Source organism: Rhizobium sp. L9, from assembly GCF_002531885.1.
Taxonomy (GTDB): domain Bacteria; phylum Pseudomonadota; class Alphaproteobacteria; order Rhizobiales; family Rhizobiaceae; genus Rhizobium.
In genome coordinates, this window is record NZ_NWSZ01000007.1 from 1 (window position 1) to 26,448 (window position 26,448).

A 26,448-nucleotide genomic window follows, 5' to 3' on the forward strand; every position below is an offset into this window, starting at 1 on the left:
ATGTTCTTCACGTAGTCGGCATGGCCGGGGCAGTCGACGTGCGCGTAGTGGCGGGCCGGCGTCTCATACTCGACGTGCGCCGTCGAGATCGTGATGCCGCGCGCCTTCTCTTCCGGAGCCGCGTCGATCTGGTCGTACGCCTTGAACTCACCGAAGTACTTCGTGATCGCTGCCGTCAGAGACGTCTTGCCGTGGTCAACGTGGCCGATCGTGCCGATGTTGACGTGCGGCTTGTTGCGCTCAAACTTACTCTTTGCCATTTGAATGCTTCCTGTGAACGAAATGGTGGCCCCGGCGAACCGGTTTAGTGCCGCCGTTTAAGGCTTTCGGCGAAATTGCGCAAGACTTAATTGCAGACGCCAATCTTGGCGTGACAGCGCATATGGGAGACAATTCGCCGCCTGCAAGGCGATTCGCCGCGGCCCCTCCAAAAATCGCTGGAATCTCAGAGAAAATCGCACGGATCACCAAGGATGAGCCGCGGCCGCCGGCATTGACATCCCTCGCCTGCGGCAATGGCGGCCGGCGTCTCCGCCACGGCTGGAAACAGCGCGCGTGACGATCGCGACTGCGATCGCGTCAACTGGCTTTAAGGGAGACTGGAGCGGGTAGCGGGAATCGAACCCGCGTATTCAGCTTGGAAGGCTGCTGCTCTACCATTGAGCTATACCCGCGGGATGGTCAGATCCGATGACGAATGGTGGAGAGAGTTGGATTTGAACCAACGTAGGCTGAGCCAACGGATTTACAGTCCGTCCCCTTTAACCACTCGGGCATCTCTCCAGTTTTTCGTCCGGATCTTGAAGACCAAGTTCGTCAGGCTTCGAAGCGTTGCCGCCCGTCGTCTGCGCCGCGTATATGACCGGAGCATTTCCGTCTGTCAACACGATGACAATGGAAAAAACACGAAAAATTTCATTCGCCGCCGAAAGCCGGCATATGAAAGAAAGCCTATGCGGCAGCGAACGCCATGGCTATAAAGCCGCATGAGCAAAGACAACAAATCCGGCGGCAAGGCCGCGACAGAGCCATCCGCCAAGGATACGCACTACGCCAATCTGAGGCGCGCCCACCGTGACGCCAAGCGCGAACGCGGCGAGATCCCGACACCCCAGCCACAGAAGCGCCGGCGTGGAGCTGAGGACTGGAAGCCGCCGGCGCTCGCGCCCGACCAGGTATATCTCTATGGCCTCCATACAGTGCGCGCCGCTCTCGACAATCCGGAGCGCAAGAAGATCAAGCTGTTTACGACACAGAATGCGCTCGCGCGCCTGGAAATCGACGTCGAGACGCTCGGCATTCCCTTCGAAATCGTCTCGCCGCACGAGATCGACAAGGTGCTGGGTCCCGAGGCGATCCATCAGGGCGTCATGCTGGAAACGCGGCCGCTACCGATGCGCCGGCTCGAAGCGCTAAAGGACAGCCCTCTCCTGCTCGTGCTCGATCAGGTCACTGATCCGCACAATGTCGGCGCGATCATGCGCTCGGCCGTCGCCTTCAATGCCGGGGCCGTTATCACCACCCAGAGACATAGCCCGACCGAGTCAGGCGTGCTCGCCAAGTCCGCCTCCGGCGCCCTGGAACTGATACCTTATATACAGATCACCAATCTCGCCGATGCACTCGGCGAATTGCACAGGCTCGGCTTCTCCACCATCGGCCTCGATTCGGAAGGGCCGGCGCCGCTCGAAGGCACCTTCTCAGGCGATAAGGTGGCGCTGGTGCTCGGCTCGGAGGGCAAGGGGCTCAGGCAGAAGACACGCGAAACCGTCAACGCGCTTGCCCGCCTCGACATGCCGGGCGCAATCAAATCGCTGAACGTCTCGAATGCAGCGGCGATCGCGCTTTATGCGGCGCGGCTCTATCTGAAGCCATAGGTGGGCCAACAAGCGACCAGCTCAATTCAAGCGACCGCAGTCATCGCGCCAGGGGGAAGTGTCATGATCCGTTTCGTCGTCCGGCTTTCGGCTGCGGCAGCAGCCCTCCTTGCTTGTGGCCTGGCCCAGGGCCAGGAGATCGATGCCGATATTGTTAAAATGCAGGCCGGGACCTATCTCTTTGCCCCGCAAGACGGCCGCGCGGGATGCCGGATGACGCTTGAAACCGGTACGGCGATCGGCGGCTATTCGCTCTCTGGCCAGGAGTCTTGCACTACGCCACTGCCGGCGCTCGCCGAGTCCTATGCCTGGAATTTCGACGGCAATGGCGGCCTCATTCTGATCGATGCGATGCGCAAGGTCATCGCCCGTTTCGTCGAGAACGAGGGTTCAGCGATGAAAACGGAAGACGAAACACCGCTCCTGCTGATCTCGGCACCCGATGGTGTCGATCACTTGCCGACCTTCAGGAGCCTTGCCGGGACATGGGCAATGCAAAGACCGGGCGGCGAAAAGCTCTGCAGCGTGACACTCGACGGCACCGTCGATACGGACGGCCATGCACCCCTATCGCTTTCCGGAGACTGCGCCGCCAATGTCGCCGGGCTCAAGCTCACCATATGGGATATCGATGGTTTCGGGCTGACGCTGATGAGCCATGACGGTTCGTCGCTCAGCTTCGACATGCGCGCCGACGGCAATTTCGACAAGTCCAGAGAAGAAGGCGGCAAGCCACTTTCGCTCGTGCGCCACTGATCCCGGCGCATGGCTCGAGCCGGAGAAATCCACTTTTTGCCTTGGAATGACCTTCTGGAGCATTATGATCGGGCGGCGATCGATCCGTAGCGACCGGTCATAAGCAAGAAGGAGCGATTCCCATCATGGCCATTCGACCGCTGATTTTCGGTATCCTCTTCATCGCGGCCTTTGTGGGAATCATTCTCAGCATCATTTGGGTGGACACGTCGCATCCCGTTCACCAGGCCGATCCCTTGTCGCCGACGGCGCCTGGCCCCGCGACGCCGGGGCCGGTGCAATAGGCCGAGAGGAACGCGGACGGCAATCGCGCGTTAATCCCCGATCGAACGAGGATTGAACGCTTATGCGCATAATGATCGTCATCGTCGCCGTCATGGTCGCCTCGGTGCTCAGCATCGCGATGATGTCACCTTCCGGTGCCGGACAGACCGGTAATGGCGACAGGATCGAGGCCAAAATCAACGAACCCCTCGCGCATTGAACCGGAACGACGGGTAGCTGAGACCGACTGTTCTTCAGCTGCAATAGAACCAGGGCATGTCGCGATCATATTGGCACCACTCGAGGGAAATGGCTGCGGTCAGCAAATATGCGCGAACTTCATGGCTGGTTCCTCATTGAGGATGGGGAGACACTGCGCCGTCGCGGCTGAATTGCCGCTGAAACAGTCCTTCGGACGGGGTTCATTAAGGAAAAACGCGCCGGAGCATTATCGAAACCAGTCCGCCTTCGTTCTCAACGAAACTACGACGCGACAGTCTTCGCTTGGCCGCTCTCTTCGGCTCGCCGAGCCGAAGCTCACGAGCGTAGGCTGGTGCCCCCGGCAGGGTTCGAACCCGCGACCCCCTGATTACAAATCAGGTGCTCTACCAACTGAGCTACAAGGGCAATAGCTGCCCAACTAACAGATTCTGCGATCCTGTAAAGGAAAATCCGTGGGAGCGCCGACAAGTCTGCGTGTATTCAAAACGCCTTGTCTTGCAAAACGGCCTTGTCGCAACTGCCATTTATCCTTTAGCTAGAGCAGCTTCACAAAGGGCATTGTATGGGCCGTTCATTCCAGACGCTTTCCTTTATCGCCTCGCCGACGATGGAGGCGCTCGCAGCGCGCGAAGAGCTGATTCGCATCTATGGCGACGTGCCTCAGGACAAGGCCGATGTCATCGTCGCACTGGGCGGCGATGGCTTCATGCTGCAGACGCTGCACAGCACCATGAATTCGGGCAAGCTGGTCTACGGCATGAATCGCGGCTCGGTCGGCTTTCTGATGAATGATTACAGCACGGAACGGCTTCAGGAGCGTATCTGCGTCGCCGTCGAAAACGCCTTCCGCCCGTTGAAGATGACGACGGCCAATGCCGACGGCACGAATTCCACAGCGCTCGCCATCAACGAGGTTTATCTTTTCCGTCAGTCTTATCAGGCCGCCAATCTGAGGGTGGTGGTCGACGGGCGCGTACGTCTGGAGGAGCTGATCTGCGACGGGCTGATGGTGGCCACCCCAGCGGGATCGACGGCCTATAACCTTTCCGCCCATGGCCCCATCCTGCCGCTCGAGGCGCCACTGCTCGCCATGACGCCGGTCAGCGCTTTCAGGCCGCGGCGCTGGAGGGGCGCCCTGCTTCCGAACAAGGTGACTGTCGACATCGACGTGCTCGAACCGGTGAAGCGGCCGGTGAATGCGGTGGCAGACAATACGGAGGTCAAATCGGTGCTGCATGTCCGCATCGCCCAGTCGGAGCATATGACGGCGCGTATCCTCTCCGATCCGGACCGCTCCTGGTCCGACCGCATTCTCGCCGAGCAGTTCAAGGATTGAAATGATGGCAATGCGCCTGACATTGATGGCGACGGTTTTCCTTGCTGGATGCTCGGCCGCGATCGCCGCTCCCGCGCAGGACGTCATCCTGCCGGCTTCTGTGATTTTCGCGACCAGCACCGGCTACTGGGAGGATGACGGCAACGCACCTAATGTCGAGCGGGCGCCCACCGCTGCCGAAAGCGTGTCCGCCCCTCAGCAAAAGCGCCACGGCTATTACAAGCTCTTTGCCGTGCGTCAGCCGGACAGGACATCGAAAGTCTATCTTCAGCAGATTGCCCAGACCGAGACCGGTCCGGCGATTGCCTCGACCATCGAGCTGCAGGAGATCAGCGACCTGAAGCCATACGTGACCGATATCCGCCCCGAAAACTCGAGCGGCATCATCAAGCAACCCGGCCTCTTCGCTACGATCTATCTAAAGACCGATCCCGCAGCCGAGCCGGACGGCTGGACCGTGCTGATTGACGAACTCGGCGACATCACCATCGAGAAAGCGACCAATTGAGCAGCGAGACGCTGTTCGCACAGGCGAGGAAGATGAAACTCGGCTTTCGCGAGGGCATCCTCTATGACGACCGGAGACTGGACTGGGACGCAGCCGGTCCAAGGCCCGTCCGCTGGTCGCTATGGTATCCGGCTGCCGATAACGCCCAGGAATGCGAGATCCAGGAGAGAAGCTGGTTTCGGAAGGCGGCGGTCGCTCGCGACGCACCGATTCGGCCCTCAGACAGGCCTTATCCCCTCGTCCTGCTGTCACATGGCACTGGTGGATCTGCGGCCGGACTGGAATGGCTGGCGCGACGCCTGGTCGATCGCGGATTTGCAGCGCTCGGCGTCGATCATCACGGCAATACAGTGAGCCCTACCGCGCCGAAGGTTTTGCCTGTCTCTGGGAACGGGCGCCAGATCTGAGCTTGATGCTCGACCGCTGTCGCGACTGGCTTGGCCATCTTGCCGGTCGGATCGATGCGGACCGTGTATTCGCGGTCGGATTTTCGGCCGGAGCCTATAGCGTCATGTTGCTTCTCGGCGCCGTCACCCAGTTCTCGCAGTTCGAGCCGTCACGGCTGAAGCCGGGTGGTCCACGCGGCCCGAGGGAATTTCCCGACCTCGCCGATCATATTCCCTCACTGCTTCGCACCAGCGATGTTTTTCGCGAATCATGGTCCCGCATGTCGCGATCCTATCGGGACGACAGGATCACAGCGGCGGTCCTCTGCGCGCCGGGTCGCTCCGTTCTCAGCTTCGGCGCCGAAAGCCTGAAAGCTGTCGTGGCGCCCGCTCTTATCCTTGTCGGCGATGCCGATAAGGCGGCACCGGCTGAGGAATGTTCTTGCTGGCTGCATGAGCGCCTGACACGCAGCGCCCTGAAAATCCTCGACGGCGGCCTCGGGCATTATATCTTTGTGCCGGAGGGAACCGGGCTCGGCATGGCCTTTGCCGCCGAGCTCTTCACCGATCCGCCAGTCATCGAGCGGGGGGCCGTTCATGACGAGATTGCCGCTCTATCGGCGGCGCTGTTTCATGGCGGCGATGGCGGCGCGATAGGCTGAACAAAGAAAGGCCCGTTTCCAGGGCTTTCTGATTTCCAAATGCTGATTGTCAGTCGACATCCTCGACGACCGCATCGGCGGCGCCGCTGATGCGGTGGGCAAGGGCCGCTTCCATGAATTCGTTCAGATCGCCGTCGAGCACGTCATCCGGAGCGGTGCTGGCGACGCCTGTGCGCAGGTCCTTGACCAGCTGGTAGGGTTGCAGCACGTAGGAGCGGATCTGATGACCCCAGCCGATATCCGTCTTGGAAGCGGCTTCGGCGTTGGCGGCCTCTTCGCGCTTCTTCAACTCTGCTTCGTACATCCGGGCACGCAGCATTTCCCAGGCCTTGGCACGGTTCTTGTGCTGCGAACGTTCCTGCTGGCAGGCCACCACGATCCCGGTCGGGATATGGGTGATGCGCACGGCCGAGTCCGTCGTGTTGACGTGCTGGCCGCCGGCACCTGACGAACGATAGGTATCGATGCGGCAATCGCTTTCGTTGATGTCGATGTTGATCGAGTCGTCGACGACCGGATAGACCCAGATCGACGAGAAGGACGTATGGCGCCGCGCATTGCTGTCGTAGGGGGAAATGCGCACCAGACGATGTACGCCCGATTCAGTCTTCAGCCAGCCATAGGCATTGTGGCCCTTGACGAGCAGGGTGGCGGACTTGATGCCCGCCTCTTCGCCGTCATGGACTTCGAGAAGCTCGACCTTGAAGCGCTGGCGTTCCGCCCAGCGGGTGTACATGCGCAACAGCATGTTGGCCCAGTCCTGGCTTTCGGTGCCGCCGGCGCCGGAATGGACTTCGAGATAGGTGTCGTTGCTGTCGGCCTCCCCGGAGAGCATCGCCTCCACCTGACGGCGCGCGGCCTCGGCCTTCAGTGCCTTCAAGGCATCCTCGGCCTCTTTGACGATGCCTTCGTCGCCCTCTTCCTCGCCGAGTTCGACCAGCTCGACATTGTCTTTCAGCTGCTGTTCCAGCTGCCGGACGCCGTTAATGCCGTCATCGAGCTGCTGACGCTCGCGCATCAGCTTCTGGGCCTCCTGCGCATCGTTCCAGAGGTTCGGATCCTCTGCCTTGTTGTTCAACCAGTCCAGTCGTCTTATTGCCTGGTCCCAGTCAAAGATGCCTCCTCAGCAGGGTGATAGCCTGCTTGGTTTCATCGACCACGTTTTCGATTTCCGCTCGCATTTTCCTGCTTCTCTGTAACGGTCTTCTTCAAGTGCTGGTGACATAGAGACGCCTGCCGCGGATGTAAAGAGCCGGGGCGGGTTTCCAAAACTGGGTGAAGACTCAGAAGAGTCCTGGCGTGCCGGTCTGAACGGCCTGGTTGGCTTGCGGCGAGGTCTTCAGGATCTCCTCCGGCGCCATGGTGCTGTCCATGCCGATGACGGAGAAGCTGTCGGCAGGTCCGGTGCCGGGCTTGAAGGCCTCGACGATCGTGTTCGGATCGCCGTCGGCGGCGGCCATGCCGGTCTTGCGGTCGATCGGGATCAGGTTCATGCCCTGTGGAATGACGAACTTCGATTCCGGCATGTCCTTGACGGCGGCCTGCATGAATTCGTTGAAAATCGGGGCGGATAGACCGCCGCCGGTGCCGCCGCGGCCGAGCGGGGCCGGCGTATCGAAGCCCATATAGAGGCCGGCGACGAGATCCGGCGTGAAACCGACGAACCAGGCATCCTTTTCGTCATTGGTGGTGCCGGTCTTTCCGGCGACGTCGCGACCGCCGAGATCAATCTTGCCGGCGGCGGTGCCGCGCTGGATGACGCCCTGCATCATCGAGGTGATCTGGTAGGCAGTCATCGGGTCAAGGACGGTTTCGCGGTTGTCGACGACATTCGGCTCTTCCTGGTTCTGCCAGTCGCCGGCATTGCAGCCCTCGCAGAGGCGCTCCTCATGCTTGAAGATCGTCTTGCCATAACGGTCCTGGATACGGTCGATCAGGGTCGGCTTGATCTGCTTGCCGCCATTGGCAATAACCGAATAGGCCGAGACCATGCGCAGCACTGTCGTGTCGCCCGCGCCGAGCGACATCGAGAGAACCGGCAGCATGTGATCGTAGATACCGAAGCGTTCGGCATATTCGGCAACGATATTCATGCCGAGATCGTTGGCGAGTCGCACCGTCATCAGGTTGCGCGAATGCTCGATGCCTGAGCGCAGTGTCGACGGGCCGCCGACTTCGCCGCCGTAGTTTTCGGGCTTCCAAACCTGGCCGCCCGAGACGATCTCGATCGGCGCGTCCATGATGACGGAGGCCGGCGTATAACCGTTATCCATCGCCGCGGCGTAGACGAAAGGCTTGAACGAGGAGCCCGGCTGGCGCATCGCCTGAGTGGCGCGGTTGAATTCGGACTGGCCATAGGAGAAGCCGCCGACCATGGCGAGCACGCGGCCGGTCTTCGGATCCATGGCGACAAGCCCGCCCTGTACCTTCGGCGGCTGGCGCAGACGGTAGGAGGTCGACGCGTCGTCACCGAGCTTCTCGACATAGACGACATCGCCCGGGCTCAAGACACCGGCCGGCGATTTCGCCGTCTTTCGGGAGCCATCCGCCGAACGGTAGGCCCATTGCATGTTCTTGGCGTCGATGGTGCCGCGCTGACGGTCCGCCGCAACCTTGCCGCTCCCGTCCTTGGCCGGCTGCAGGCCGATATCGACATTGTTATCGGACACGGCGAGGACGACGGCGAGCCGCCATTCCGGAACGTCGGTTAGCGCGGGAATATCGGCAAGCGCCTTGCCCCAATCGCCGCTGGAGTCGATCTGCTTAATGGCCCCATGGAATCCACGGCGCTCGTCATAGGTCACGAGGCCATCCTGCAGCGCCTTGCGGGCGGCGAGCTGCATTTGTGGGTCGAGCGAAGTGCGCACGGAAAGGCCGCCCTCGTAAAGAACCTTCTCGCCATATTGATCGATCAGCTGGCGGCGCACGGCTTCGGCGAAGTAATCGGACGCGAAGAGCGAGGGACCGTTGCTGCGGGCGGTGACGCCGAGCGGCTGCTTCTTGGCTTCCGCGCCGTCGCTCTGGCTGACATAGCCGTTCTCGACCATGCGATCGATAACCCAGTTGCGACGCTCGAGCGCCGCCTCAGGATGGCGGAACGGATGATAATTGGCCGGGCCCTTCGGAAGCGATGCCAAATAGGCGGCCTCGGCGACAGTCAGCTCCGTAACCGACTTATTGAAATAGGTCAGCGCCGCGCCGGCGATGCCATAGGAATTCATCCCGAAGAAAATCTCGTTCAGGTAGAGTTCGAGAATCTTGTCCTTGCTGTAGGCCTGCTCGATACGAAAGGAGAGGATTGCTTCCTTGATCTTGCGGTCGATCGTCTGGTCCGAGCTCAAAAGGAAGTTCTTAGCCACCTGCTGGGTGATTGTGGAGGCACCGACGGGACGGCGGCCCGAGCCGAAATTCTGCAGGTTGACGAGGATTGCGCGGCCGAGACCGGTGAGGTCGACGCCCGGATGGTTGTAGAAATTCTTGTCCTCCGCCGACAGGAAAGCGGCTTTCACGCGGTCGGGAATGGCCTGGATCGGCAGGAAAAGACGCTTTTCTTTGGCATATTCGGCCATGAGAGCGCCGTTGCCGGCATGGACGCGGGTCGTCACCGGCGGCGCGTAGCTGTTCAGTACGGCATAGTCCGGAAGATCCCTGGCGACATTGGCGAGATAGATAGCAATACCCGCCGCAGCGACCAGAAACAGGACGCAGGCCATTCCGAAGAAATATCCAAGAAGTCTAAGCATATTTTCAGCTACCGGTCTCTTCGATCCGCAATCGGCGCAGACGCAACGATTGCACAGATCGAGACAATTTGCACGTTGCGCGCGGCTTACTCCATGAGCGCTACCGCCACAAGCCGATTCCGCGCCTCAAGCTAGGAAACATAAGCCGGAGTAACGGCGCGAATGTGAGCAAAATAGGGCTCGGCCCGCCGCAATCGTCGCCGCGGCAGCGTTTCATTGGGACTGTCACATCCAAGCAACGCCCTTGCCCGCCGACAAGCCGAAGCACGGCGTTCAGAACGAGATTCATCTGATGGGTCCAAGTCTCTGTTTTCATGGATTTCGCCAGAGCGAACTATTAGAATCTTTGGGCGGCGCTCTTATCCGCCATTCGCCACAACGCCGGTACGGTATCGCTTCACCGCCTCGGTCAGGAGATCGGCGATCCTGGTTCGCCAGGTTTCGTCGAGCAGCAGTTTTTCGTCTTCAGCATTCGACAGGAATCCGAGCTCGAGCAGGATCGACGGCACGTCGGGGGCCTGCAGCACGCGGAAGCCGGCGTGGCGGTGCGGATTGTTGATGGTGCCGACCTGGTCCTTGAAGGAATTCAGCACGCTTTCGGCCAGCGAGATCGAAAAGGCCTGCGTCTCGCGCCGCGTCAGATCGAGCAGGATGTCGGCGACCTCGGGCGGCTCGGCGACTACCTCCTTGCCGGCGATCTGGTCGGAAAGGTTTTCGCGCTCGGCAAGATCGGCTGCGAGCTTGTCCGAGGCCTTGTCCGAAATCGTATAGACCGTTGCGCCGCGGATATCCTTCTGTTTCAGCGTATCGGCATGCAGTGAAATGAACAGGCCGGCATGGTTCTGGCGGGCGATCAGCACGCGCTGGGAGAGCGACAGGAACTCGTCGTCGCTGCGCGTCAGGAACGCCTTGATGCCCGGCTCCTTGTTCAGCCGGTCGGCCAGAGCCCTGGCGAAGGCAAGCGTCACCTGCTTTTCCTCGGTCTTCGTATCGACGCCGATTGCGCCGGTATCGATGCCGCCATGGCCGGCGTCGACGGCAATGACGAAATCGCCGGGGGCGGCTTTCTCCGGCGCCGGAATGGCGCTCGTCGTCTGAGCCGCCTCGGTCCGATCATCCCACGATTGTGTCTTCACCAGTTCGGCAAAGGCCTCCTTATCGATCATTTCGGCGTCGAGCACCAGGCGATGACCCCTGCCCGCCTCGTCGGCCTGCACCTTGGCGAGCGAGAGCTTCACCGGCCTTGCCGCTGTCAGCACGATGCGGGCGCTCTCCTCATCCATCTTGCCGTAGCGGATATCCTTGAAGAGGCCGCGAGCGGCCAAATCCTTCCCCGGGAAACCGAAGGCGGTGGCCGGCAAATCGACGACGATCCGCTCCGGATTGGCGATATAATGGACGGAGAAACGCGGTTCGCGGTCGAAATCGATGACGATGCGCGTCCTGGCGTCATCGCCGATGATGCGCGCCCCATAAGCGAGCAGCGGATCCTTCGTCTCGGCCGAACCCGCGAGGCCAGGCAGGAGGCAACCTGCAATGAGCACCGCCGTCTGAACCCGCCTTGCGAATGTCGATCGCCGCGTTGCGGACTGCGCCGCGATCCGAGCCCTCTTAAACAATAAACCGTCACACCCTATTTGTAACCGCGATGGACCTGATATGGCCGGATCGACGCTCGATAGCGAGACGCCTTGCGACCTGCCGAATCGCGGTCACTTGCCCCCAGTTTCTATGCGATTCGAAATCCATCAATATTATGGCACATTTGGCTTTTCCCTTGCTATTGTGACAGAGAAAACATACAACGCATTTTAGGGTAGAAGTGTTGACGGGATAGAGTCGCCGCAAGGGCTGCCAGCCAGATCTGGACCTGGCGCCACATCGGTCATCGTCCGCCGTCTCATGCGCTTCAACCCGGGAACTGGATCCTGATTTTCCGGCTTCTGTCGGAACTTCATTGGTGGATCAGCCACCACGCTCTCAGGGAGCAACCCTCATCGGACCCGAACCGGGTCTTCGTATTTGTCGATCACGCTTGGTTGTTGATGGTTTCGCAGCAGGTTTTATCTGAAGTGTACAGGCCCCGGACCGAAACGGTTCCGGCTGCGGTCTGGCTGCTGCTCTTCCCTTCGCGTCAAGCGCGACTTTCAATATCCGGCGCGGCCACGGTGGACCGCATTCTTTCTGTTTCAACAGCAGTCGGGAATGCGCTCTCGCGGCCACGCCGAGGAGCACAGCTTACATGGCAGACAAAATGCTTATCGATGCGTCTCACGAGGAAGAGACGCGCGTCGTTGTCGTTCGCGGGAACCGCATAGAAGAATTTGACTTCGAGTCGCAGCACAAGAAGCAGATCCGCGGCAATATCTATCTTGCAAAGGTAACGAGGGTCGAGCCCTCGCTGCAGGCCGCCTTCGTCGATTACGGCGGCAACCGGCACGGCTTCCTAGCCTTCGCCGAAATCCATCCCGATTATTATCAGATACCGCTCGCCGACCGTCAGGCACTGCTTCGGGCCGAAGCCGAGGAGCATCGCCGCGACGAAGACGTCGAACACGTCGAAACCGCACCGGTCGTCGATCTTTCGACCCAGGACCAGCCGGATGTCGGCATCGTGCCGGCAGAGGCACCGGCTGCCGTAACGAAAGAGGCCGCGGCGGAAAAGGTTGCCGTAACGGCAGAGGCGGCAGCATCGCCTGAAGCCGCCGAGGAAGCGCCAGCCAAGAAGGCAAGGCCGCGCCGGAGCCGCAAGAAGGTTGCCGAAACGACCGCGACCGAGGATGCCGTTCCGACTGACGTCGAAGCCGAAGGCGCTGCAAGCGTCGACAACGACGATGACGCCCCTGCCGGCGGCACGATGGCCGCGATGGTGGAAACCGACACGATCTCCGAGGACATCGACACCAGCAAGCGTCGCCACGATGACGACGATGACGACGATGATCACGGTGAAGAGGAAGTCATCGAATCCGTCGGCGCCGAAGACGCGATGGAAGAAGTACCGGACCGCGTGCAGCGCAAGCCGCGCAAGCAGTACCGCATCCAGGAAGTCATCAAGCGCCGCCAGATCCTGCTGGTGCAGGTCGCCAAGGAAGAGCGCGGTAACAAGGGTGCCGCTCTCACCACCTATCTCTCGCTTGCAGGCCGCTATTCGGTTCTGATGCCGAACACGGCGCGCGGCGGCGGCATTTCCCGCAAGATCACCAATCCGCAGGACCGCAAGCGCCTGAAGGAAATCGCCCGCATGCTCGAAGTGCCGCAGGGCATGGGCGTCATCCTTCGCACCGCCGGTGCGAACCGCACCAAGGTCGAGGTCAAGCGCGATTTCGAATATCTGATGCGCCTGTGGGAAAATGTCCGCACTCTGACGCTGGCGTCGACCGCTCCCTGCCTCGTCTATGAAGAGGGCTCGCTGATCAAGCGCTCGATCCGCGACCTCTACAACAAGGATATCGGCGAAATCATCGTTGCCGGCGAGGAAGGCTATCGTGAAGCGAAAGACTTCATGAAGATGCTGATGCCGAGCCATGCCAAGGTGGTTCAGCCCTACCGCGATATCCACCCGATCTTCTCGCGCTCCGGCATCGAGGCCCAGCTCGACCGCATGCTGCAGCCGCAGGTGACGCTGCGTTCCGGCGGCTACCTGATCATGAATCAGACGGAAGCGTTGGTTTCGATCGACGTCAACTCCGGCCGCTCGACGCGCGAACACTCGATCGAGGACACCGCGCTGCAGACGAACCTCGAAGCCGCGGAAGAAATCGCCCGCCAGCTTCGCCTGCGCGACCTCGCCGGCCTGATCGTCATCGACTTCATCGACATGGAAGAGAAGCGCAACAACCGCGCCGTCGAGAAGAAACTGAAGGAATGCCTGAAGAACGACCGCGCCCGCATCCAGGTCGGCCGGATCTCGCATTTCGGCCTGCTCGAAATGTCACGCCAGCGCATCCGCGCTTCCGTTCTTGAATCGACGACCCAGGTCTGCTCGCATTGCGGCGGCACCGGCCACGTCCGTTCGCAGTCCTCCGTCGCCCTGCATGTGCTGCGCGGCATCGAGGAATATCTGCTGAAGAATACGACGCACAACATCACCGTGCGCACCACGCCCGACATCGCGCTCTACCTGCTCAACCACAAGCGCCAGACGATCGTCGATTACGAAGCGCGCTTTGGCGTAGCGATCATCATCGATGCCGACGGTTCGGTCGGCGCACAGCACTTTGCGATCGACCGCGGCGAGCCTGTCGAAAACCCAGTCAAGATCGAAAGCCTCTTCAACTTCGCAGCCATCCCCGAGGATGAGGACGACGACATCGTCATCGAGGCTGATGAGGACGAAGACGAAGAACTCGAGGAAAAGGCTGCCGCGACCGAACGTCCCGCTGCGCGTTCGGAAGGCGAAGGTGAAGGCAACCGCAAGCGCAAGCGTCGCCGCCGCCGTCGTGGCCGCAACGGCAATGCCGAGCAGCCGGCAGCCGCTGCAGGCGAAGCTGGCGACGAAGAGGAAGATGGCGACGATGAGGGCGCTGAGGGCGACGAAACCGCCGCCGCTGCACCCGAGAGCCGCGCCGAAAACGAGGAATCGCAGCGCCGCAAGCGCCGTCGCCGCGGCAAGCGCGGCGGTCGCCGCAATCGGGAGGACGGCTCCGAGCTGACGGCCAATGAAGCCGGCGAAGGCAGCGGCAGCGAGGATGAAGACGACGGCATTTCGGATGACGTCGCTCCAGGTGAAGCCGCAATTGTCGAGACGGTTCCCGAACAGGCCGGCGAGAGCCAAGCTGTAACGGCTGCCGTCGAGGATATGGCCGTCATCGCCGAAGAGGTAAAGCCTTCCCGTGGCCGCGGCCGCCGCAAGCCCGCCGCAGCGCCGGTCGAAGAACCAGTAGCGGAAGCAACACCCGCCGTTGAAGCCGAACCGGAGGTGGTCGAAGCCTCCGCCGATCTCGCAACGCCCGCCCAGGAAGAAGCAAAGCCGGTTCGCGCCAACCGCGAATCCAATATTTCTTCCTCAGAGCCGACGGTGAAATCCGCCCGTACCGAAAATGGCGAAAGCGACGAAGGCAAGCCGAAGAAAGCCGGCTGGTGGCAGCGCCGTGGCTTCTTCTGAACGCTGATTTTCGGACGTAAATGATGAGATCCGGCTGCGGCGACGCGGCCGGATTTTCGTTTATGGCGGCGGCATCAGGATCGACTTTCAGCAAGGCAGCGCGAGTACGTGTATTACTGAGATCACACACATGGGATGCGACCGTGCGAACGACTCTGGATATCGATAGGGGCTTGCTCGAAGCGGCAATGGCCGCCACGGAATTGGCGACGAAAAAGGCCACGATCGAACAGGCCTTGCGAAGCCTCGTCGACAGGCACCGTCAGAAGAATGCGATCGAAGATCTCGCAATGATCGGCTGGGAAGGCGACCTCGACGAGATATGTCAATATCCCCCGCTGACAATCAGGCGGCCGGGGGATAGAGCAGATCGACGATGTAGCTGGCGTCGAAGCGGGAGTCGAGCATGCCGTAGGTGGAGCGCCAGCCTCCAGCCAGGCGCGTCTCTATGAAGGCATCGGCAATGCGCCCTGCCCCGAGCCGGTAGAGCTCGGCGGCGCCGGCGGCAAGAGCCAGCTGCTCGACGAGCAGGCGTGCCGCGCCCTCGTCCTGTTCGCTGAGGGCGATTGCGGCGCGTAGCACGTCGATCGTTTTCTTCCCGGCGGGGCCGAGATCGCGAGCGAGGCCCGCAAAAACCGTTTCGAACAGATCCTTGCCACGGTTGAGCACGCGCAGCACATCCAGCGCCATGACGTTGCCGGAGCCCTCCCAGATGGCATTGACGGGAGCCTCCCGGTAATGACGGGCGATCGGCCGCTCCTCGATGTAACCGTTGCCGCCGATGCATTCCATCGCCTCGTAGATCAGCGCGGGTGCGATCTTGCAGCACCAGTATTTGGCGACGGGAGTCATGACGCGGGCATAGGCCGCTTCTTCGGCATTGCCGCGGGCCTTGTCGAAAGCATCGGCAAGACGGAAGGACAGCGCGGTGGCGGCCGCGACATCGAGCGCCATGTCGGCCAGCACGCGCGTCATGATCGGCTGATTGACGAGCATCCTGCCGAAGACGCTGCGGCCGCGCGTGTGATGCACGGCCTCGGCCAGCGAGGCGCGCATGATGCCGGAGGAGGCAAGTGCGCAATCAAGCCGCGTCAACGTCACCATGTCGAGGATGGTGCGGATGCCGGCATCCGGGCCGCCGAGCAGGAAACCGAAGGTATCGGTGAACTCCACCTCTGAAGAGGCGTTGGACCGGTTACCGACCTTATCCTTCAGTCGCTGGAACTGCAGTCCGTTCGCTGACCCGTCCTCCAGCAGGCGAGGCACGAGGAAGCAGCCCATGCCCTCCTTCGTCTGCGCCAGCATGATGAAGGCATCGCTCATCGGAGCCGACATGAACCATTTGTGGCCGGAAAGCCGGTAGATGCCTTCACTGACCTTTTCGGCAGCACTGCGGTTGGCCCTGACATCGGTGCCGCCCTGCTTTTCGGTCATGCCCATGCCGATCGTCACCGCAGACTTCTGCATAGCGGGCCGGTTGGACGAATCATATTTGCGCGACAGGATCTTCGGCGCCCAGTCCTTCTGCACCGCAGGGGACGCCGACAGCGCGGCCACCGAAGCGCTCGTCATCGTCAGCGGGCAGAGATGGCCAGATTCCAGCTGTGCCGTCAGGTAAAATCGCGCGGCGCGGACCTTGTGGCCAGCGTCCTTCGCCTCGATATCGGCCTGCGGATCCCAGACGGAGGAATGCAGGCCGACCGACATGGAGCGACGCATCAGCGCGTGCCAGGCGGGATGGAATTCAACGACATCGAGACGTTCGCCGCGCGGACCATGGGTGCGCAGCTGTGGCGCCCCCTGGTTTGCCATGCGCGCCAGCTCCTGTGCCTCCGGCGAGGTGACGTAGCGGCCGATATTTTCCAGATCTTCACGGATGCCGCGCGGCAGGGCCGCCGTCAGATCGACAATCAGAGGATCGGATCGATAGGCATTGATGCCGGACCACAGGCTCGGCTGGTTGAGTTCTGCGAGTTTGTCGTCAGTCCGGTTTGCGGAGGTCATTGTTCGCTTCTAGTGCAAGAACCCGGCAAGGAAAACCGGAAGTTATGATTCGCTTCATTCTGCTCTATCGGAATTCGGGCGAAAATGCATGGGGACATAAGCCTTTGCCCACAGCGCGTGCTTGCCCCGGCGGGCGGCACTCATTATAGACCCGCAAGAGACAGCAAGAGGCAGGGTCATGGTCTTTTTCCCCCACCGCCACCTCATTGGCATCAAGGGCCTCACCGAGCAGGATATCACCTATCTTCTCGACAAGGCGGACGAAGCCGTCAAGATCAGCCGCCAGCGAGAAAAGAAGACGTCGACGCTGCGCGGACTGACACAGATCAACCTCTTCTTCGAGGCATCGACCCGCACACAGGCCTCCTTCGAGCTTGCCGGCAAGCGGCTTGGCGCCGACGTGATGAACATGTCGGTCGGCAATTCCTCGGTGAAGAAAGGCGAAACGCTGATCGATACGGCGATGACGCTGAATGCGATGCGTCCGGACGTGCTGGTGATCCGCCATTCAAGCGCCGGTGCGGCCGCGCTTCTAGCCCAGAAAGTCTCCTGCTCGGTCGTCAATGCCGGCGACGGGCAGCACGAACATCCAACCCAGGCGCTGCTCGACGCGCTGACGATCCGCCGCGCCAAGGGCAAGCTTTCGCGGATCACCGTAGCGATCTGCGGCGACGTGCTGCACTCGCGCGTGGCGCGCTCCAATATCCTGCTGCTGAACGCGATGGGCGCACGCGTGCGCGTCGTCGCGCCCGCCACGCTGCTGCCCGCCGGCATCGCCGAGATGGGTGTCGAGGTGTTCCACTCGATGAAGGAAGGATTAAAGGACGCCGACGTCGTGATGATGCTGCGGCTGCAGCGCGAACGCATGTCCGGCGCCTTCGTGCCGTCGGTGCGCGAGTATTATCACTTCTACGGACTCGACGCAGAAACGCTGAAAGCAGCGAAGGACGATGCGCTGGTCATGCACCCCGGGCCGATGAACCGCGGCGTCGAGATCGCCTCCGAGGTGGCCGATGGTCCGCAGAGCGTCATCGCCGAACAAGTGGAAATGGGGGTCGCCGTGCGCATGGCCGTCATGGAGACGCTGCTCGTCTCGCAGAACCAAGGTCCCCGAACCGACGGAATGATGGCATGAGCAACTCGATCGTCCTCAAGAATGTCCGCATCGTCGATCCCTCGCGCGATCTCGACGAGATTGGAACGATCATCGCTAAAAATGGCGTGATTCTTGCCGCCGGCAGCGGGGCGCAGAACCAGGGCGCGCCGGAAGGCGCCGTCGTGCGCGACTGCACCGGCCTCGTGGCGACCCCCGGCCTCGTCGATGCACGCGTCCATATCGGCGAGCCCGGCGGCGAGCACCGCGAGACGATCGCCTCGGCGAGCCGGGCGGCGGCAGCCGGCGGCATCACCTCGATCATCATGATGCCGGACACCGATCCCGTCATTGACGACATCGCGCTGGTGGAATTCGTCAGGAAGACGGCGCGGGACACGGCCAGCGTCAACGTCTATCCGGCAGCCGCCCTCACCAAGGGTCTTGCCGGCGAGGAGATGACGGAGATCGGCCTTTTGATGCAGGCGGGCGCCGTCGCCTTCACCGACGCCCATTCCAGCGTCCCTAACACACAGGTGCTGCGCCGAATCATGACCTATGCGCGCGAGTTCGGCGCCGTCATCTCCTGCGAGACCCGCGACAAATATCTCGGCGCCAATGGCGTCATGCATGAGGGACTTTTCGCCAGCTGGCTGGGGCTCTCCGGCATTCCGAAGGAAGCCGAGCTGATCCCACTCGAACGCGATCTCAGGGTGGCAGAGCTGACGCGCGGCCGTTATCACGCCGCGATGATCTCCGTGCCGGAATCGGTCGAAGCCATTGAACGCGCCCGGGGCCGTGGCGCCAAGGTGACCTCGGGCATCTCGATCAACAATCTGGCGCTCAACGAGAACGACATCGGCGAATACCGCACCTTCTTCAAGCTCTATCCGCCGTTGCGCCCGGAGGATGACCGGGTCGCGATGGCCGAAGCGCTTGCGAGTGGCGCGATCGACATCATCGTCTCCTCGCACGACCCGCAGGACGTCGACACGAAGCGCCTGCCGTTCGCAGAAGCGGCCGATGGCGCAGTCGGATTGGAAACGATGCTGGCAGCGGCCCTCAGGCTTCACCATGGCGGCCAGGTCGGCCTGATGCGGCTGATCGACGCCATGTCCACCCGCCCGGCACAAATCTTCGGCCTTGAGGCCGGCACGCTGAAGCCGGGTGCTGCGGCCGATATCACGCTGATCGATCTCGATGAGCCTTGGCTTGTCGCTAAAGACATGCTTCTCTCCCGCTCGAAGAATACGCCTTTCGAGGATGCACGCTTCAGCGGGCGAGCGGTTATGACCTACGTCTCCGGAAAGCTTGTCCACGCAGTTTAAGAATCGACACCATCGCCGTTCATCCCCAGAGGGAAAAGGGCCGGACTTGAGGATAGCCACGGAGGGCTGAGGGGGCACATGTTATCCAATCTCATGTCATGGCAGATCACGCTGCCGATCGCACTTGCGGCTGCCGTCATCGGTTATCTCCTCGGCTCAATCCCCTTCGGCCTGATTCTCACCCGCGCCGCCGGCCTCGGCGATGTGCGCAGCATCGGCTCCGGCAATATCGGCGCGACCAATGTGCTCAGAACCGGAAATCGCAAGCTCGCCGCGGCAACCCTGCTGCTCGACGCCTTGAAGGCATCGGCGGCAGCCTGGATCGTCGGCTATTTCCTCGGTGAAGAGGCCGCGATCATCGCCGGCTTCTTCGCCTTCATCGGCCATCTCTTCCCCGTCTGGATCGGCTTCAAGGGCGGCAAGGGTGTCGCCACCTATATCGGCACGCTGCTCGGCGTCGCGCCGATCATGGTGGTGCTCTTCGCCGCCATCTGGCTGGCGGTCGCCGTCACCACCCGCTATTCCTCGCTGTCGGCCCTTGTCGCCATGCTCGTCATTCCCGTTGCCTTGTTGATATTGGGCAATGAAAAGGTCGCGGCCGTCATGGCGGTCATGACGCTCATCTCCTACTGGAAGCACAAGGCGAATATTTCGCGCCTGATGGGCGGAACGGAAAGCAAGATCGGGGCGAAGTGATAATGGATGCGCGGAGCGCGGGATCCACAGGCACGGTGCTCAGCGAAAGGCAGAGGATTGCCTGGCTGCGCCTGATTCGTTCCGACAATGTCGGCCCTGCAACTTTTCGCGATCTCATCAATCATTTCGGTTCGGCCGAAGCGGCACTCGCGGCGCTGCCAGAGCTTTCGGCGCGCGGCGGCGCGACACGGGGCATCCGCATTGCCAGCGAAGCCGAGGCGCACCGGGAACTGGAGGCGGCGCATCGTTTCGGCGCCCGCTTTGTCGGCATCGGCGAGCCGGACTATCCGCAGGCGCTGAAACAGATCGACGGTGCACCGCCGCTCCTTGCCGTCAAGGGCGCGCTTGCCGCCGCCAAACGACCGGCGGTCGGCATCGTCGGTTCCCGCAACGCCTCGGCCGCAGGCGCCAAATTCGCGACGATGGTGGCGCACGACTGCGGCCGGGCGGGTTATACCGTGGTCTCCGGTCTGGCGCGCGGCATCGACACGGCAGCGCATCGGGCAAGCCTCGGCACGGGCACGATCGCCGCCCTTGCCGGCGGCCTGGACAAGCCCTACCCGCCGGAGAATATCCGTCTGATCGAAGAGATAACCGCCGGCAACGGCCTGGCGGTGAGCGAAATGCCTTTCGGCTGGGAGCCCCGCGCCCGCGATTTCCCGCGCCGGAACCGGCTGATTGCCGGCATTGCGCTCGGCGTGGTGATCGTCGAAGCGGCGATGCGCTCGGGCTCGCTGATTACGGCACGCCTCGCCGGCGAGTTCGGCCGCCTGGTGTTTGCCGTGCCGGGCTCGCCGCTCGATCCGCGCTGTCACGGCACCAACGGCCTGCTCAAGGACGGCGCCTCGATCGTTACAGAACCTGCCGATGTCATCGAGGCCTTGGCGCCGCTTGCGCAACTCGACCTCTTCCCTTTGTCGACGGTGGAGGAGCCGGCACGCGAGAGCAGGGCAATAACGATGCCGCCCGGCGATGCGGACCGGATGCGTGTCATCGGCGCGCTCGGACCGACGCCTGTCGAGATCGACGACGTCATCCGCCACACCGGCCTATCGGCATCCGCGGTTTATCTCATTCTCCTCGAACTCGACATATCAGGCAGGCTGCACCGGCATCAGGGCGGTTTCGTCTCGCTTTCCAATTGACGCTTGCGCGGTACGAGGGGGCGGCTTGCAAACGCAGGAACCGCCTGTCGAAAACGATAGCTCTACAGCCAGAAGTTAAATTCCGTTGCGAATCGTGTTCTGATTGCACCAGATGCAGGAGGTAAAATTGTAGCAAACCCCTTGACCGCAGCGATTTCCCTGTCCATGTCGGAGGGCCAGTATCCAAGTTGCGCTGCGTGTTGCGCTGGCTCCCACGCCGGCGTGGCTGTTTTTTAGAGAATCATCATGAATGTTGTAGTGGTGGAATCGCCTGCCAAGGCCAAGACGATCAACAAGTATCTGGGTTCGGGATACAAAGTGCTCGCCTCCTTCGGCCATGTGCGCGATCTGCCTGCCAAGGACGGCTCCGTTCTTCCCGATCAGGATTTCGAAATGCTCTGGGAGGTCGACGGTGCTTCGGCCAAGCGGATGAAGGACATCGCTGATGCGGTGAAGTCTTCCGACGGGCTCTTTCTCGCGACCGACCCTGACCGCGAAGGCGAAGCGATTTCATGGCACGTCCTTGACATGCTGAACAAGAAGCGGGTGCTGAACGGCAAGTCCGTCAAGCGCGTCGTCTTCAATGCAATCACCAAGAAGGCCGTCCTCGATGCGATGGCCGATCCGCGTGATATCGACGTGCCGCTGGTCGACGCTTATCTGGCGCGCCGCGCGCTCGACTATCTCGTCGGTTTCAATCTTTCGCCGGTTCTGTGGCGCAAGCTGCCGGGCGCGCGTTCGGCCGGCCGCGTCCAGTCGGTCGCGCTTCGTCTTGTCTGCGATCGCGAATCCGAAATCGAGCGCTTCATTTCGGAAGAGTACTGGAATATCTCGGCGCTGCTGAAGACGCCGCGCGGCGACGAATTTGAGGCAAGGCTGGTTTCGGCGCATGGCAAGCGGCTGCAGCCGCGGGCGATCGGCAACGGCGAGGATGCGGCCCGGCTGAAGGCATTGCTCGAAGGCGCCAGCTATGTCGTCGATACGGTCGAGGCAAAGCCGGTCAAGCGCAATCCGGGACCGCCGTTCACCACCTCGACGCTGCAGCAGGCCGCCTCCTCCAATCTCGGCTTCTCCGCCTCACGCACCATGCAGATCGCCCAGAAGCTCTATGAGGGTGTTGATATCGGCGGCGAGACGGTCGGTCTCATCACCTATATGCGAACCGACGGCGTACAGATGGCCCCGGAAGCGATCGGTGCTGCGCGCAGCGCCATCCTCGACCAGTTCGGCGAGCGCTACCTGCCTGAGAAGGCGCGCCTCTATTCCACCAAAGCGAAGAACGCCCAGGAGGCGCACGAGGCGATCCGTCCGACCGATTTCTACCGCTCTCCTGACCGCGTGCGCAAATTCCTCGATGCCGACCAGATCCGGCTCTACGAGCTGATCTGGAAGCGCGGCATCGCCAGCCAGATGGCGTCGGCCGAGATCGAGCGCACCACGGCCGAAATCACCGCCGACAATAAGGGCGAGAAGGCCGGCCTGCGCGCCGTCGGTTCGGTCATCCGCTTCGACGGCTTCATCGCCGCCTATACCGACCAGAAGGAGGACGGCGAGCAGAGCGATGACGGCGACGAGGATGGCCGTCTGCCGGAGATCAATGCGCGCGAGACGCTCGCCAAGCAGAAGATTAATTCGACCCAGCATTTCACCGAGCCGCCGCCGCGCTATTCGGAAGCCTCGCTGATCAAGAAGATGGAAGAGCTCGGCATCGGCCGTCCCTCGACCTATGCCGCCACACTGGCGACACTGCGCGACCGCGACTATGTGACAATCGACAAACGTAAACTCATCCCGCAGGCCAAGGGCCGGCTGGTGACGGCTTTCCTCGAAAGCTTCTTCACCAAATATGTCGAATATGATTTCACCGCCGACCTCGAGGAGAAGCTCGACCGGATTTCCGCCGGCGAATTGAACTGGAAGCAGGTGCTGCGCGATTTCTGGAAGGACTTCTTCGCGCAGATCGAAGACACGAAGGAACTGCGCGTCACCAACGTGCTCGATTCGCTAAACGAGGCGCTGGCGCCGCTCGTCTTCCCGAAACGCGAAGATGGCGGCGACCCCAGAATCTGTCAGGTCTGCGGCACCGGCAACCTTTCGCTGAAGCTTGGCAGATACGGCGCCTTTGTTGGCTGCTCGAACTATCCGGAATGCAACTACACCCGCCAGCTCTCCTCCGAAAATGGCGGAGAAGCGGAGGGTGTCTCGCTCAACGAACCGAAGAGCCTCGGCACCGACCCGACGACAGGCGAGGAACTGACGCTCCGTTCCGGCCGCTTCGGTCCCTATATCCAACGCGGCGATGGCAAGGAGGCCAAACGCGCCTCGTTGCCGAAGGGCTGGAAGCCTGAGGATATCGACTATGAAAAGGCGATGGCGCTGATCTCGCTGCCGCGCGATATCGGCAAACACCCAGAAACGGGCAAGATGATCTCCTCGGGCATCGGCCGCTACGGGCCGTTCCTCCTGCATGACGGTTCCTATGCCAATCTGGAAACCGTTGAGGATGTCTTCTCCGTCGGCCTGAACCGCGCCGTGACACTGATTGCCGAAAAAGCCAACAAGGCGCCGGGCCGGGGCGCGCGCGGTACGCCGGCGGCGCTGAAGACCCTCGGCGATCATCCCGAGGGCGGCGCCATCACTGTTCGCGACGGCAAATATGGCCCCTATGTCAACTGGGGCAAGGTCAACGCCACGCTGCCGAAGGGGAAGGATCCGCAAGCGATCACCATTGAGGAGGCGCTTGCGCTGATCACGGAAAAGGCCGGCAAGGCTCCCGCGGGCAAGGCGGCCAGGGGGAAAGCCAAGCCGAAGGCGGCCGCCGCCGAAGCCAAGACAACCAAGACGGCCGCCAAGCCGAAGGCAGCGAAGGCCAAGGCGCCCGCGAAATCGAAAAAGAGCTGACGTGAGCAGGACACCGCGCGACAGAACGAACCTCGCGGGCAAGCGCCCGGGCAAGATCGGCCGTGCCGGCAGGGATGCTTCCGCTGTCGAACCGCTGAACATCGTCCATGGCACGCTGCCCTCGCGCGAAGTGATCCTGCGTTTCATCGCCGATCATCCGCAGAAGGCTTCCAAGCGTGAACTCGCCAAGGCGTTCGGGCTGAAAGGCGACAGCCGCGTCGAGCTCAAGCACATGCTGCAGGAACTCGAGCAGGAAGGCATGCTGCAAAAGAGCCGCAAGTCGCTCATTCGTCCCGGCGCTCTTCCGCCCGTCACCGTTCTCGACATCACGACGCGCGACAAGGACGGCGACTTGATCGGCCGGCCGGCGGAATGGCCGGAGGAGCAGGGTGTGGCGCCCGCCGTCGCCATCCGCCAGCAATCGCCCGCAGGCCGCCAGGGTAAGGGCAAGGCACCCGTCGCCGGCCTCGGCGACCGAATCCTGGCGAAGATCTTCCCGGCCGTTGATCGCGGCGGGCCGGCTTATACGGCGCGTATCATCAAGGTGATCGACAGGCGCCGCGGTGCGGCGATGGGCGTTTTCCGCAGCGCGCCGGGCGGTGGCGGCCGCCTGTTGCCGATCGAACGGCGCGGCGAAGAGATGGTGATCGATCCCGACTTCACCGGCGGCGCCAAGGACGGCGACCTGGTCGAGATCGAAGTCGCGCGCCTCGGACGCTTCGGCCTGCCGCGAGCCAAGGTCCTTTCCGTCGTCGGCTCGGTCGGCTCGGAAAAGGCGATCTCGATGATCGCGATCCATGCGCACGGCATCCCGCATGTCTTCCCGCCGGCCGTGATCGCGGAGGCAGAAGCCGCAAAACCAGCGACGATGGCGCATCGTGAAGACTGGCGTAACATGCCGCTGATCACCATCGATCCGGCCGACGCAAAGGACCATGACGACGCAGTTTACGCCGAAGTCGATCCCTCGCCCGACAATCCTGGCGGCGTCATCGTCACCGTCGCGATTGCCGACGTCTCCTGGTATGTCCGCCCCAATTCGCCGCTCGACCGCGAAGCGCTGAAGCGCGGCAACTCGGTCTATTTCCCCGATCGCGTCGTGCCGATGCTGCCGGAGCGCATCTCCAATGATCTCTGCTCGCTGAAGGAAGGCGTCGACCGGCCGGCGCTCGCCGTGCGCATGAGCTTCTCGGGCGAAGGCCGCAAGATCGGCCATACCTTTCATCGCATCATGATGAAGAGTGCCGCTAAGCTCTCCTATCAGCAAGCGCAGGCGGCGATCGACGGAAGTCCGGACGACAAGACCGGACCGATGCTCGAGGCGATCCTGAAACCGCTCTGGCACGCCTATGGGGTGATGAAGCGCGGACGCGACCGGCGCCAGCCGCTGGAACTCGACATGCCGGAGCGCAAGATTCTGCTGAAATCAGACGGCACCGTCGACCGGGTCTTCGTGCCGCCGCGGCTCGATGCGCACAAGCTGATCGAAGAGATGATGATCCAGGCGAATGTCTGCGCCGCCGAAACGCTCGAGAAGAAGCGCCAGCCGTTGGTCTACCGCATCCATGATGGTCCAACGCTTGCCAAGCAGGAAGTTTTGCGCGAGTTCCTGGCGACACTCGGCATCTCGCTCGCCAAGGGCGGCAATGTGCGCGCCAACAGCTTCAACGGTATTCTGGCGAAAGCGGAAGGTACAGCGCATCAGACCATGGTCAATGAGATGGTGCTGCGCTCGCAAAGCCAGGCGATCTACAGTCCCGAGAATATCGGACATTTCGGCCTCAACCTGATGAAATACGCCCACTTCACCTCGCCGATCCGCCGCTACGCCGATCTCATCGTGCATCGCGCGCTCGTCGGTTCGCTCGGTTTCGGCGAAGGCGGCATCACTCCCGACGAAGAAGCCTCGCTCGACGATATCGCCGCCGAAATCTCGACCTTCGAGCGCCGGGCGATGGCGGCCGAGCGCGAGACCATCGACCGGCTGATCGCCCATCATTTGAGCACCCGCGTCGGCGAGGAGTTTACCGGCCGCGTCTCCGGAGTTACGAAGTCCGGGCTCTTTATAACCTTGCCGGACTATGGCGCCGACGGTTTCGTCCCTATATCTACGCTCGGCACCGATTATTTCATCTATGACGAGGCGCATCAGGCACTGTCGGGTGAAAAGACGGGCCTCGGCTATCGTCTTGGCGACAGCGTCACCGTGAAGCTTGCGGAAGCAATCCCGCTTGCCGGGGCCTTGCGCTTCGAGATGCTGAGCGAAGGACGCGAGATGCCGACGGCAGTGCGTTCCTTTCATAAGGCCGGCCGCCGCAACAGCGGCCAGGTCGGCAAGAAACCGGGAACGCGTCGCCCGCGCGGACGCCGCTAAGCCGCTGTGCCGAAAGCAGCAATGGTCCTATTGCGACGCTTCATGC

18 protein-coding genes, 3 tRNA genes and 2 pseudogenes are annotated in these 26,448 nt (G+C 62.0%); 15 read left to right on the plus strand and 8 right to left on the minus strand.

Annotated elements, in window-relative coordinates; genetic code table 11:
• The 3 genes from CO660_RS08340 to CO660_RS08350 all read right to left on the minus strand — a co-directional run.
• The coding region (locus CO660_RS08340; RefSeq protein WP_245421308.1) for a GTP-binding protein at positions 1-260 on the minus strand (260 nt) is incomplete at its 3' end.
• 340 nt (positions 261-600) lie between these two features.
• Positions 601-674 (minus strand) — tRNA-Gly (locus tag CO660_RS08345).
• Between the two features lie 24 nt (positions 675-698).
• A tRNA-Tyr gene (locus CO660_RS08350) sits at positions 699-783 on the minus strand.
• A 203-nt stretch (positions 784-986) separates the two neighbouring features.
• Between CO660_RS08350 and rlmB the strand changes: the two genes are divergently transcribed.
• From rlmB to CO660_RS33235, 4 genes are all read left to right on the plus strand, one after another.
• On the plus strand, positions 987-1,877 hold the full coding sequence (gene rlmB, locus CO660_RS08355) for a 23S rRNA (guanosine(2251)-2'-O)-methyltransferase RlmB (RefSeq protein ID WP_097598337.1): 891 nt from the start codon (positions 987-989) through the stop codon (positions 1,875-1,877).
• Positions 1,878-1,940: 63 nt separating this feature from the next.
• The gene (locus CO660_RS08360) at positions 1,941-2,633 is read left to right on the plus strand and encodes an AprI/Inh family metalloprotease inhibitor (protein WP_097598338.1); all 693 of its coding nucleotides are present in this window, start codon (positions 1,941-1,943) and stop codon (positions 2,631-2,633) included.
• Positions 2,634-2,758: 125 nt separating this feature from the next.
• Complete coding sequence (locus CO660_RS33230) at positions 2,759-2,917, plus strand: hypothetical protein (RefSeq protein WP_176536253.1); 159 nt, start codon at positions 2,759-2,761, stop codon at positions 2,915-2,917.
• Between the two features lie 62 nt (positions 2,918-2,979).
• Complete coding sequence (locus tag CO660_RS33235; protein ID WP_176536254.1) at positions 2,980-3,117, plus strand: hypothetical protein; 138 nt, start codon at positions 2,980-2,982, stop codon at positions 3,115-3,117.
• 331 nt (positions 3,118-3,448) lie between these two features.
• Here the strand turns inward: CO660_RS33235 and CO660_RS08365 are convergent.
• Positions 3,449-3,524: transfer RNA gene (locus CO660_RS08365), tRNA-Thr, on the minus strand.
• A gap of 157 nt (positions 3,525-3,681) precedes the next feature.
• Here CO660_RS08365 and CO660_RS08370 point away from each other — a divergent pair.
• The 3 genes and pseudogenes from CO660_RS08370 (at position 3,682) to CO660_RS08380 (ending at position 6,011) form a co-directional block, all read left to right on the plus strand.
• Positions 3,682-4,455, plus strand: coding sequence for an NAD kinase (locus CO660_RS08370; RefSeq protein WP_011424966.1), 774 nt, complete (start codon positions 3,682-3,684; stop codon positions 4,453-4,455).
• 4 nt (positions 4,456-4,459) lie between these two features.
• The gene (locus CO660_RS08375; RefSeq protein ID WP_097598529.1) at positions 4,460-4,963 is read left to right on the plus strand and encodes a hypothetical protein; all 504 of its coding nucleotides are present in this window, start codon (positions 4,460-4,462) and stop codon (positions 4,961-4,963) included.
• A gap of 32 nt (positions 4,964-4,995) precedes the next feature.
• Positions 4,996-6,011, plus strand: a pseudogene (locus CO660_RS08380) (dienelactone hydrolase).
• Between the two features lie 49 nt (positions 6,012-6,060).
• Here the strand turns inward: CO660_RS08380 and prfB are convergent.
• The 3 genes from prfB to CO660_RS08395 all read right to left on the minus strand — a co-directional run bounded on the left by prfB (position 6,061) and on the right by CO660_RS08395 (position 11,373).
• A protein-coding gene (prfB, locus tag CO660_RS08385; protein ID WP_176536255.1) for a peptide chain release factor 2 occupies positions 6,061-7,192 on the minus strand; the annotation gives its coding sequence in 2 pieces (ribosomal slippage) (positions 6,061-7,122 and positions 7,124-7,192; 1,131 coding nt in all).
• Positions 7,193-7,294: 102 nt separating this feature from the next.
• Entirely contained in the window at positions 7,295-9,754 is a 2,460-nt protein-coding gene (locus CO660_RS08390; RefSeq protein ID WP_097598340.1) for a penicillin-binding protein 1A, read from the minus strand.
• 359 nt (positions 9,755-10,113) lie between these two features.
• Positions 10,114-11,373, minus strand: coding sequence for an N-acetylmuramoyl-L-alanine amidase (locus tag CO660_RS08395; protein ID WP_097598341.1), 1,260 nt, complete (start codon positions 11,371-11,373; stop codon positions 10,114-10,116).
• Positions 11,374-11,996: 623 nt separating this feature from the next.
• On the opposite strand from CO660_RS08395, the gene CO660_RS08400 reads away from it, so the two are divergent.
• Together CO660_RS08400 and CO660_RS33760 are read left to right on the plus strand one after the other, a co-directional pair.
• Positions 11,997-14,861, plus strand: coding sequence for a ribonuclease E/G (locus CO660_RS08400; RefSeq protein ID WP_097598342.1), 2,865 nt, complete (start codon positions 11,997-11,999; stop codon positions 14,859-14,861).
• 143 nt (positions 14,862-15,004) lie between these two features.
• Positions 15,005-15,184: pseudogene (locus CO660_RS33760) on the plus strand (type II toxin-antitoxin system VapB family antitoxin); the annotation flags it as partial.
• 22 nt (positions 15,185-15,206) lie between these two features.
• Here CO660_RS33760 and CO660_RS08410 read toward each other — a convergent pair.
• A complete protein-coding gene (locus tag CO660_RS08410; RefSeq protein ID WP_097598344.1) occupies positions 15,207-16,865 on the minus strand; it encodes an acyl-CoA dehydrogenase family protein in 1,659 nt (552 codons plus the stop codon).
• A 178-nt stretch (positions 16,866-17,043) separates the two neighbouring features.
• On the opposite strand from CO660_RS08410, the gene CO660_RS08415 reads away from it, so the two are divergent.
• The 6 genes from CO660_RS08415 to rnr all read left to right on the plus strand — a co-directional run bounded on the left by CO660_RS08415 (position 17,044) and on the right by rnr (position 26,402).
• On the plus strand, positions 17,044-18,000 hold the full coding sequence (locus CO660_RS08415; RefSeq protein ID WP_085777805.1) for an aspartate carbamoyltransferase catalytic subunit: 957 nt from the start codon (positions 17,044-17,046) through the stop codon (positions 17,998-18,000).
• On the plus strand, positions 17,997-19,286 hold the full coding sequence (locus CO660_RS08420; protein ID WP_097598345.1) for a dihydroorotase: 1,290 nt from the start codon (positions 17,997-17,999) through the stop codon (positions 19,284-19,286). The genes CO660_RS08415 and CO660_RS08420 overlap by 4 nt, the downstream gene beginning before the upstream one ends.
• Positions 19,287-19,364: 78 nt before the next feature.
• The gene (gene plsY / locus CO660_RS08425) at positions 19,365-19,982 is read left to right on the plus strand and encodes a glycerol-3-phosphate 1-O-acyltransferase PlsY (RefSeq protein WP_085777803.1); all 618 of its coding nucleotides are present in this window, start codon (positions 19,365-19,367) and stop codon (positions 19,980-19,982) included.
• Positions 19,983-19,984: 2 nt separating this feature from the next.
• On the plus strand, positions 19,985-21,127 hold the full coding sequence (dprA, locus tag CO660_RS08430; RefSeq protein ID WP_097598346.1) for a DNA-processing protein DprA: 1,143 nt from the start codon (positions 19,985-19,987) through the stop codon (positions 21,125-21,127).
• 246 nt (positions 21,128-21,373) lie between these two features.
• Positions 21,374-24,028, plus strand: a complete 2,655-nt coding sequence (gene topA, locus CO660_RS08435) for a type I DNA topoisomerase (protein WP_097598347.1) — start codon at positions 21,374-21,376, stop codon at positions 24,026-24,028.
• A gap of 1 nt (position 24,029) precedes the next feature.
• Positions 24,030-26,402: a ribonuclease R gene (gene rnr / locus CO660_RS08440; protein WP_097598348.1), complete on the plus strand. Its 2,373-nt coding sequence runs from the start codon at positions 24,030-24,032 to the stop codon at positions 26,400-26,402.
• Positions 26,403-26,448 lie beyond the last annotated feature (46 nt).